This is a genomic window from Parvibaculum sp. (assembly GCF_049651025.1).
Lineage (GTDB): Bacteria > Pseudomonadota > Alphaproteobacteria > Parvibaculales > Parvibaculaceae > Parvibaculum.
Map to the genome: position 1 here is coordinate 25,887 of NZ_JBASBH010000097.1, position 8,778 is coordinate 34,664.

The following is an 8,778-nucleotide window of genomic DNA, read 5'->3' on the forward strand; positions in this document are numbered from 1 at the left end:
GAACGGCACCAGCTCGCAATTGAGCCAGCTACCGCCCGGTTTACGAAAATCACCGGTCGATCGTACCCGTCCGACGGATTTTCTTCTGAAGCGCGAGGATGCCGTAAAGCAAGGCCTCGGCGGTGGGTGGGCATCCGGGAACGTAGATGTCGATCGGAACGATCCGGTCGCATCCGCGCACCACGGAGTAGGAGTAGTGATAGTAGCCGCCGCCATTGGCGCATGATCCCATCGAGATCACGTAGCGCGGCTCGGGCATCTGGTCGTAGACCTTCCGCAGAGCGGGCGCCATCTTGTTCGTCAACGTTCCGGCGACGATCATCACGTCGGACTGGCGCGGGGACGCGCGGGGCGCGAAGCCGAAGCGTTCGCTGTCATAGCGCGGCATCGACGTATGCATCATCTCGACAGCGCAGCAGGCAAGGCCGAACGTCATCCACATCAGCGAGCCGGTTCGCGACCAGTTGATGAGATCGTCGACGCTCGTCAGCAGGAAACCCTTGTCGGCAAGCTGATCGGACATCTGCTTGTAGCCATCATCGACCATCTGCGGCGCAGGCGTCACGGCGCCGCGCGGCGTGTTTGCGGCAACGGCCACGTCTTCGCGCGCTTCTTCACGCACGCCGACTGTTCCAGGCTCGGTCATTCCCATTCGAGCGCTCCCCTTTTCCACTCATAGGTGAAGCCAACGGTCAGCACGCCCAGGAAGACGATCATCGACCAGAAGCCGAACATGCCGATGTCGCCCAGGGATATGGCCCAGGGAAAGAGGAACGCGACTTCGAGATCGAAGATGATGAAGAGAATGGCGACCAGATAATATTTGACGTCGAATTTCATGCGCGCGTCATCGAAAGCGTCAAAGCCGCATTCATAGGCGGAGAGCTTTTCGGTGTCAGGCTTGCTCGGCGCGATCACGAAGGGTGCGATCAGCAGCGCGAGTCCGATCACGAGAGACAGGCCCAGGAACACCAGAATGGGCAAGTACTCGCGAAGCAGGTCTTCCATGGTCGTCCTCTAAAGTTCGCCCCAGCCACACCGCTCGCATTTCATGCGGGCCCGAACCCGGTGGTTCGGTCGATGCCGATGGCGGTCGAATCCGCGCGCAGTATATCCGTCGCATATGTAGAATCAAATGCCGTGCGCTACTCGCCTCAGGCAAATAAATCCTTGCGCCAGTTGACCTTGCCGCGACACGCTCGCAACGCAGAAACGCCCCTCGGCGCGAATGCGCAAAGGGTGATCGACGACGAAAATCAAAAAGAAAATGGCGAGAGTGACGGGACTCGAACCCGCGACCTCCGGCGTGACAGGCCGGCGCTCTAACCAACTGAGCTACACCCCCGACGTGAGCGGCACTGCCACTCTGAGAGTGGGCGGTTCGTACGGCAACCCCTCCGCCCTGTCAAGGAAGTTTGGCTGAATTCCGGGCTATTTCCAAGCACACATGCGCAATGCGCAAACTACCCACAGAAAATAGCGGAGCGGCGGCCTTTCAGGGCCATTTTGCGCGGCGATTCAATGAAAAATGCATGTTTCGGAAGGGGCGACGGGGCGCAGCAGGCAGCAGCCATTTCGATATCGCAGGCCATCGCGGGCGATGCGCATGGTGGGCGGTGACGGACTCGAACCGCCGACATCCTCGGTGTAAACGAGGCGCTCTACCAACTGAGCTAACCGCCCGCCGCCCTTTCGGGGGTGCGAGGCGCAACTCCTAACGGATGGCAGGGGCCATTGCAATATCGGCACAAAGGCCCGATGTTGAACGCTTCTCAGGCTCTCACATTTCGTCAGGCCTTCCCTCAGGAGCAATCTTGACCCGGACCCTCGCTCCGTTCTTTTCGCTCCTGCTGGCGACGTCGATTCTGCTCATTGGCAATGGCCTGCTCGGCACGCTCATTCCGCTTCGCGCGGGCATAGAGCAATTTTCCACAGCAACCATCGGCGGCATAGGCAGCGTTTATTTCATCGGCTTTCTGACGGGCTGCGTGCTCGGGCCGCATATCGTGCGCCGCGCAGGCCATATACGCAGTTTTGCAGCGCTTGCAGGGCTTGCATCGGTGCTGCCGCTCCTTCACGTGCTGATCATTGATCCCTTCGCCTGGGCGGGCTTGCGCGCGCTGCACGGCTTCTGCTTTGCCGGTCTCTATATGGTGATCGAGAGCTGGCTCAACGAGCGCACGACCAACGAGACGCGCGGCAGGCTCTTCTCGGTCTATCTGGTGGTCAACCTCTCGTCGATCACGCTGGGGCAATTGCTGCTCAATACGGCGAGCCCGGCCACCTTCACGCTGTTTGCGATCTGCTCGATTCTCACCTCGCTGGCGCTTGTGCCGATTTCGCTCTCGACGTCGGTGCAGCCTGCGCCTATCGCATCGACGCAGCTCTATATCGCCAAGCTCTACAAGCTCTCGCCTGTGGGGCTGATGGGCAGCTTTGTGGTCGGCCTCACCAATGCGCCGTTCTGGACGCTGGGGCCGATCTTCGCGAAGGATAGCGGCCTCGACATATTCGGCGTTTCGATCTTCATGACCGCCGCGATCATCGGCGGCGCCGCCGCTCAATGGCCCATCGGGCGCTTCTCCGACAAGATGGACAGGCGCCACGTCATTCTCGCGCTCTGCGTCGGATCGGCCATAGGCGAGTTCGCGCTGATTGCGGCGCGGGCAAGCGGCTCCGAGACGTTTCTGCTGCTGGCCGGGTTCCTGTTCGGCGTCTTCGCGCTGACGCTCTATTCGGTCTGCGTGGCGCATACCAACGACCATGCGTCACGCGAGAGCTTTGTCAGCGTCTCGGGCGGGCTGCTGCTCGTTTATGCCGCAGGCGCGATCATCGGGCCGTTTGCCGCCTCGCTTGGCACCGCGTCTTATGGAATGCCGTTCATTTTCATGTTCGGCGCGGCGGTGCATGTGGCATTTGCCATATTCACGATCTACCGAATCGCTTTTGCCCCTGCCGTCGATGCGGACCAGCGGACGGAATTCGTCGCTGTGCCCTTCCCGCCCACGGACCCAGCGCCGCCGGAGTTCGACCCGCGCGCGGCGACGGAAAACGACGCGATCAAAGGCGACACGCCGCAAGCCGTTTCCTGAGCGACAGCACATTCAAAAAGAAAGAGGCCAGCCGCCTTTTCAGGTGGCCAGCCTCGAATCCGACAACAGTCCAGGCGAATCGCCGGACCGATCAGGCGTCAACCGTTGACAGCGTCCTTCAGGCCCTTGCCGGCCTTGAACTTCGGCTGCTTCGACGCCGGAATCTTGATGGTCTCGCCAGTGCGCGGATTGCGGCCTTCGGTGGCCGCACGGTTGGACACGGTGAAAGTGCCGAAGCCCACCAGTCGCACCTCGTCGCCCTTTTTCAGCGAGTCCGTAATCGTGTCGAACACATAGTCGACGGCCTTGGTCGCGTCGGCTCTCGAAAGACCAGTACGGTCCGCCACTTCTGCAATGAGATCGTTCTTGTTCACGTCAGGCCCCTCTGAATGCGATCGCGGGAATATTCCCCGGAACCGTTAACGACTTTACCCGCCGGGCCGGAACAGGGTCAAAGTAAAAACTGCAGAAATCCGCGACTATTTGGGCTTGTGCACATGAAAACGGGGGCATTAATGCCCCCGTTCCGCTTCTGTATCCAGGTTCAGCCCCAATCGGTCAGGATTGGGACAAAGCCTAGTGGGCCATCTGGGGCTCGCTGCCCGCACCGCGCTGGCGTTCATTCGCCTGCTGTTGTGCGACATAAGCCGCCTCGTCCCACTCGATGGGTTCCGGCATTCTGGTGAGTGCATTCTTCAGCACTTCGTCCACCGTCGAGACCGGAATGATCTCCATCAGGTTCTTCACGTTGTCCGGGATGTCGGCCAAGTCCTTGGCGTTGTCCTGCGGGATCAGCACCCTCTTGATGCCGCCGCGGAGCGCCGCCAGAAGCTTTTCCTTCAACCCGCCGATGGGCAGGACGCGACCACGCAGGGTGATCTCGCCCGTCATCGCGACGTCCTTGCGAACCGGGATGCCCGTCATCAACGAGACGATGGCGGTTGCCATGCCGACGCCTGCCGAAGGACCATCCTTCGGTGTCGCGCCTTCGGGCACGTGGACGTGGACGTCCTTGCGCTCGAAGACCGGCGGCTCGATGCCGAAGTGGGTCGCGCGCGAGCGAACATAGGAATTCGCCGCCGAGATCGACTCCTTCATCACATCCTTCAGGTTGCCCGTGACCGTCATGCGGCCCTTGCCGGGCATCATGACGCCTTCGATGGTTAGCAGCTCGCCGCCAACTTCCGTCCAGGCAAGACCCGTAACGACGCCGACCTGATCTTCGCCCTCAGCCTCGCCGAAGCGATACTTCGGAACACCGGCATAGGTTTCGATATTGGCCATCGTGACCGCCACCGACTTCTTGTCCGAGGTCAGGATCTCCTTCACGGCCTTACGGGCGAGCCTGTTCAACTCACGCTCAAGGCTACGGACACCTGCTTCGCGCGTGTAAACGCGAATGAGCTGGCGAAGCGCCTCATCGTCGATCGACCACTCGGCACTGCGCAGGCCGTGGCCTTCGAGCGCCTTCGAGATCAAGTGGCGACGTGCGATTTCGACCTTCTCATCCTCGGTGTATCCGGCGAGGCGAATGATCTCCATTCGGTCCATCAACGGGCCGGGAATGTTGAGCGTATTTGCCGTCGTCACGAACATCACGTCGGACAGGTCGTAATCGACTTCGAGGTAGTGATCCGCGAAGGCGTTGTTCTGCTCGGGATCGAGAACCTCAAGCAGCGCCGAGGACGGATCGCCACGGAAGTCCGCGCCCATCTTGTCGATTTCGTCGAGCAGGAAGAGCGGGTTCGTGTGCTTCACCTTCTTCATCGACTGGATGACCTTGCCGGGCATCGAGCCGATATAGGTGCGGCGGTGACCGCGGATTTCGGCCTCATCACGCACGCCACCAAGCGACATGCGCACGAAGTCGCGTCCGGTCGCTTTCGCAATCGACTTGCCAAGCGAGGTCTTGCCGACGCCGGGCGGGCCGACGAGGCAGAGGATCGGGCCCTTGAGCTTGTTCGCACGGCTCTGAACCGCGAGATACTCAACGATACGTTCCTTGACCTTCTCAAGACCGAAGTGATCGGCGTCGAGGATTTCCTGAGCGCTGTGCAAATCCTTCCGCACACGGCTCTTCTTGTTCCACGGCACAGACAGCAGCCAGTCGAGATAGTTGCGCACGACAGTGGCTTCCGCCGACATCGGGCTCATCTGCTTCAGCTTCTTCAGCTCGGCGACAGCCTTCTCGCGCGCATCCTTCGACAGCTTCGTCTTCTGGATACGTTCGTCCAGCTCGCGCAAGTCATCCTTGCCGTCTTCGCCGTCGCCGAGTTCCTTCTGAATGGCCTTCATCTGCTCATTCAAATAGTACTCGCGCTGCGTCTTCTCCATCTGGCGCTTGACGCGCGAACGGATGCGCTTCTCCACCTGGAGAACGCTGATCTCGCCTTCCATCAGCGAATAGACGCGCTCCAGCCGGTCCGCAACGGACGGCAATTCAAGAAGCTCCTGCTTCTCGCCGATCTTGATGTTGATGTGGCTCGCAATCGTGTCCGCAAGCTTTGCCGGGTCGTCGATCTGCGTGACCGAGCCGAGCACTTCAGGCGGCACTTTCTTGTTGAGCTTCACATAGCCTTCGAACTGCGTGATGACCGAACGCGCCAGCGCTTCGAGCTGGTCGTTCTCGACATCGGCTTCTGCGATCTCTTCAACGCGCGCTTCGAAGAACTCTTCATTCTCGACATAGCTCTGGACGCGCGCACGACGCACACCTTCGACAAGCACCTTCACAGTGCCGTCAGGCAGCTTCAGAAGCTGGAGCACCGTGCCGATGGTGCCGACTTCGTAGATGTCGCCAATCGCGGGATTGTCATCGGCTGCGTTCTTCTGGGCGACCAGCAGAATCTGCTTGTCGTCCTGCATGACGTTTTCGAGAGCGCGCACGGATTTCTCACGGCCCACGAAGAGTGGCACGATCATATGGGGGAAAACGACGATGTCGCGCAACGGCAGCACCGGCAAGACCAAGACGCCCTGCTCTTCCGTTCCCGATGTCTGTTCGTTTTTATCGCTCATTCTCGATACCTGCTTTTCACTAGACGCCCTTAGCGACACTCAACTCTAACACTCGATCCTGAACGAATGCTGATGACGAGGCGATTTGCTCCAGACTAGAGGGATTCGCGGGCCGAACAGATGGTCCGCAAAACTATCCACCGGATTCGCCTTTGCAGTGGGCGCGGCCGGGATTGGCCTTAGTTGAATGAAAAATGGCCCTGAAAGCTCGCGCTTTCAAGGCCATCTCCAATTTTGAAAAACCATGCCGCAATTCCGGCCATTTCAACCCCGCTCATACGAGCGGTTTTCACGGCCATTACAGTGTCAGGCGCTGGTGCCCACGTCGCCCTTGCGCTCGGCATAAATGTAAAGCGGACGGGCCTTGCCCTCGACCACTTCGCCGCTGATGACGACTTCTTCCACGCCTTCAAGCGTCGGCAGGTCGAACATCGTGTCGAGCAGAATCGATTCCATGATCGAGCGAAGCCCACGCGCGCCGGTCTTGCGCTCAATGGCCTTCTTCGAAATCGAGTGCAGCGCATCGTTCGAGAAGGAGAGTTTCACATTCTCCATTTCGAAGAGGCGCTCATACTGCTTCACCAGCGCGTTTTTCGGCTCGGTCAGAATTTGCATCAGCGCCGCTTCGTCGAGATCCTCGAGCGTTGCAAGCACCGGCATACGACCGACGAATTCCGGGATGAGGCCGAACTTCAGCAGATCTTCCGGCTCAAGCTCTTTCAGAAGCTCGCCCGTGCGACGATCGTCGGCGGAGCGCACGGTGGCGCCGAAGCCGATGCCAGAACCCTTGCCGCGACCGGCGATGATCTTCTCCAGCCCGGCGAAAGCGCCGCCGCAGATGAAGAGGATGTTCGTCGTGTCGACCTGCAGGAATTCCTGCTGGGGATGCTTGCGCCCGCCCTGCGGCGGCACGGAGGCGACGGTGCCTTCCATGATCTTCAGCAGCGCCTGCTGCACGCCTTCACCCGATACATCGCGCGTGATGGACGGGTTGTCGGACTTGCGGCTGATCTTGTCGACTTCGTCGATATAGACGATGCCGCGCTGCGCGCGTTCGACATTGTAGTCGGCCGACTGCAGCAGCTTGAGAATGATGTTTTCTACATCCTCGCCGACATAACCCGCTTCCGTCAGCGTCGTCGCATCGGCCATCGTGAACGGCACGTCGAGAATGCGCGCAAGCGTCTGCGCGAGCAGCGTCTTGCCGCAACCCGTCGGGCCAATGAGGAGAATGTTCGACTTCGCAAGCTCGACGTCGTTGTTCTTCGCCGCGTGGTTCAAACGCTTGTAGTGGTTATGAACCGCGACGGAGAGCACGCGCTTGGCATGCAACTGACCGATCACGTAGTCGTCGAGAACCTTGCAGATTTCCTGCGGCGTCGGCACGCCGTCACGCGACTTCACGAGGGAGGATTTGTTTTCCTCCCGGATGATGTCCATGCACAACTCGACGCATTCGTCGCAGATAAAGACGGTCGGACCCGCAATAAGCTTCCGGACCTCGTGCTGGCTCTTGCCGCAGAAGGAACAGTAAAGCGTATTCTTGGAGTCGCCGCCGCTGATCTTGCTCATAGAAACTCCTTAGGCATTTGCCTTCAGACCGGATCGGATCGCCTTCGAGCCAGATCGTGCCTGCCGCAAGCGCCGAACCGAAAAAGCCTCATCTTTCAACGTTTGAAAGACTCAGATGGATCAGCTGTCCGTCACCTTCCCGACATACGAGCATGTTATTCGCCGAGGGATCAAGATTTCATTACAATTCAGCAAGTTGCCTGTTCACCCTCTTTCTGGGCGAAAACCGGCGCAATGGCCAGACTTTTTGGCACGTCTTGCCAAAAGTTTAACCAGAGAACGCAACCGCAACGGACCGAAGGTGAGAACAGCCGCGAATTACTTTGCCACGTCTTCGCTTCGCTGGACGCCGACATGGTCGACAATACCGAACTCCATGGCCTTTTCAGGGCTCATGAAATTGTCACGCTCCAGCGCGTCCTGAACCTTTTTCAGGTCCTGGCCTGTGTGCTTGACGTAAATGTTGTTCAGCTTCTCGCGGATGGCGAGCGTCTCGCGGGCGTGAATTTCAATATCGGTCGCCTGACCCTGGAATCCGCCTGAGGGCTGATGGACCATAATCCGCGAATGCGGCAAGGCGTAACGCATGCCCTTTTCACCGGCGGCGAGAATCAGCGAACCCATCGAAGCGGCCTGGCCGAGGCAAACCGTCGCAACCGGCGGGCGGATGTGCTGCATGGTGTCGTAAATCGCAAGACCCGATGTCACCACCCCGCCTGGCGAGTTGATGTACATGTAGATTTCTTTTTTCGGGTTCTCGGCTTCAAGGAAGAGCAGCTGCGCCGTCACAAGCGTCGCCATGCCGTCTTCAAAGGGACCCGCGATGAAAATGATCCGCTCCTTTAGCAGGCGCGAAAAAATGTCATAAGCGCGTTCGCCCCTGTTGGTCTGCTCAACCACCATTGGCACGAGATTCATATAAGTAGCGAGCGGGTCTTTCATTCTCTCTCCTGAGCGTCAGCGCATCGAAGCCGTGTCTTTATCGAAAGGTATACCGCAACAGTCAGCCACGTCATGGCTTTAACCTGCCATAACGGCATAGAGCGATTCGGTAAATGGACGGTGCATCATCCTAGCGCAGGATGCATATAAGATA

The 8,778-nt window shown here is 59.2% G+C and carries 7 protein-coding genes and 2 tRNA genes; 1 reads left to right on the top strand and 8 read right to left on the bottom strand.

All coding sequences use genetic code 11. The features are described from left to right. Positions 1 to 49: 49 nt before the first annotated feature. From WA943_RS12575 to WA943_RS12590, 4 genes are all read right to left on the bottom strand, one after another. Entirely contained in the window at positions 50 to 565 is a 516-nt protein-coding gene (locus WA943_RS12575; protein ID WP_424470234.1) for a NuoB/complex I 20 kDa subunit family protein, read from the bottom strand. Between the two features lie 77 nt (positions 566 to 642). Continuing rightward, complete coding sequence (locus WA943_RS12580; RefSeq protein ID WP_424470227.1) at positions 643 to 1,008, bottom strand: NADH-quinone oxidoreductase subunit A; 366 nt, start codon at positions 1,006 to 1,008, stop codon at positions 643 to 645. Positions 1,009 to 1,268: 260 nt separating this feature from the next. Beyond that, positions 1,269 to 1,345: transfer RNA gene (locus WA943_RS12585), tRNA-Asp, on the bottom strand. A gap of 262 nt (positions 1,346 to 1,607) precedes the next feature. Next, a tRNA-Val gene (locus tag WA943_RS12590) sits at positions 1,608 to 1,683 on the bottom strand. Between the two features lie 131 nt (positions 1,684 to 1,814). Here WA943_RS12590 and WA943_RS12595 point away from each other — a divergent pair. Beyond that, positions 1,815 to 3,092: an MFS transporter gene (locus WA943_RS12595; RefSeq protein WP_424470228.1), complete on the top strand. Its 1,278-nt coding sequence runs from the start codon at positions 1,815 to 1,817 to the stop codon at positions 3,090 to 3,092. A gap of 98 nt (positions 3,093 to 3,190) precedes the next feature. Here WA943_RS12595 and WA943_RS12600 read toward each other — a convergent pair whose 3' ends face one another. The 4 genes from WA943_RS12600 to WA943_RS12615 form a co-directional block, all read right to left on the bottom strand. Then, complete coding sequence (locus WA943_RS12600; RefSeq protein WP_424470229.1) at positions 3,191 to 3,466, bottom strand: HU family DNA-binding protein; 276 nt, start codon at positions 3,464 to 3,466, stop codon at positions 3,191 to 3,193. A gap of 202 nt (positions 3,467 to 3,668) precedes the next feature. After that, positions 3,669 to 6,110 carry an endopeptidase La gene (gene lon / locus WA943_RS12605; RefSeq protein WP_424470230.1) on the bottom strand — a complete coding sequence of 814 codons (2,442 nt, stop codon included), beginning with the start codon at positions 6,108 to 6,110 and terminating at the stop codon, positions 3,669 to 3,671. A gap of 306 nt (positions 6,111 to 6,416) precedes the next feature. After that, on the bottom strand, positions 6,417 to 7,682 hold the full coding sequence (gene clpX / locus WA943_RS12610) for an ATP-dependent Clp protease ATP-binding subunit ClpX (RefSeq protein ID WP_424470231.1): 1,266 nt from the start codon (positions 7,680 to 7,682) through the stop codon (positions 6,417 to 6,419). Positions 7,683 to 8,000: 318 nt separating this feature from the next. After that, the gene (locus WA943_RS12615; protein WP_424470232.1) at positions 8,001 to 8,624 is read right to left on the bottom strand and encodes an ATP-dependent Clp protease proteolytic subunit; all 624 of its coding nucleotides are present in this window, start codon (positions 8,622 to 8,624) and stop codon (positions 8,001 to 8,003) included. Positions 8,625 to 8,778: the final 154 nt, after the last annotated feature.

Coding starts and splice junctions, on each gene's coding strand:
- WA943_RS12580 (WP_424470227.1), bottom strand. CDS start 1,008: ATGGAAGACCTGCTTCGCGAGTACTTGCCCATTCTGGTGTTCCTGGGC.
- clpX (WP_424470231.1), bottom strand. CDS start 7,682: ATGAGCAAGATCAGCGGCGGCGACTCCAAGAATACGCTTTACTGTTCC.
- WA943_RS12615 (WP_424470232.1), bottom strand. CDS start 8,624: ATGAAAGACCCGCTCGCTACTTATATGAATCTCGTGCCAATGGTGGTT.
- lon (WP_424470230.1), bottom strand. CDS start 6,110: ATGAGCGATAAAAACGAACAGACATCGGGAACGGAAGAGCAGGGCGTC.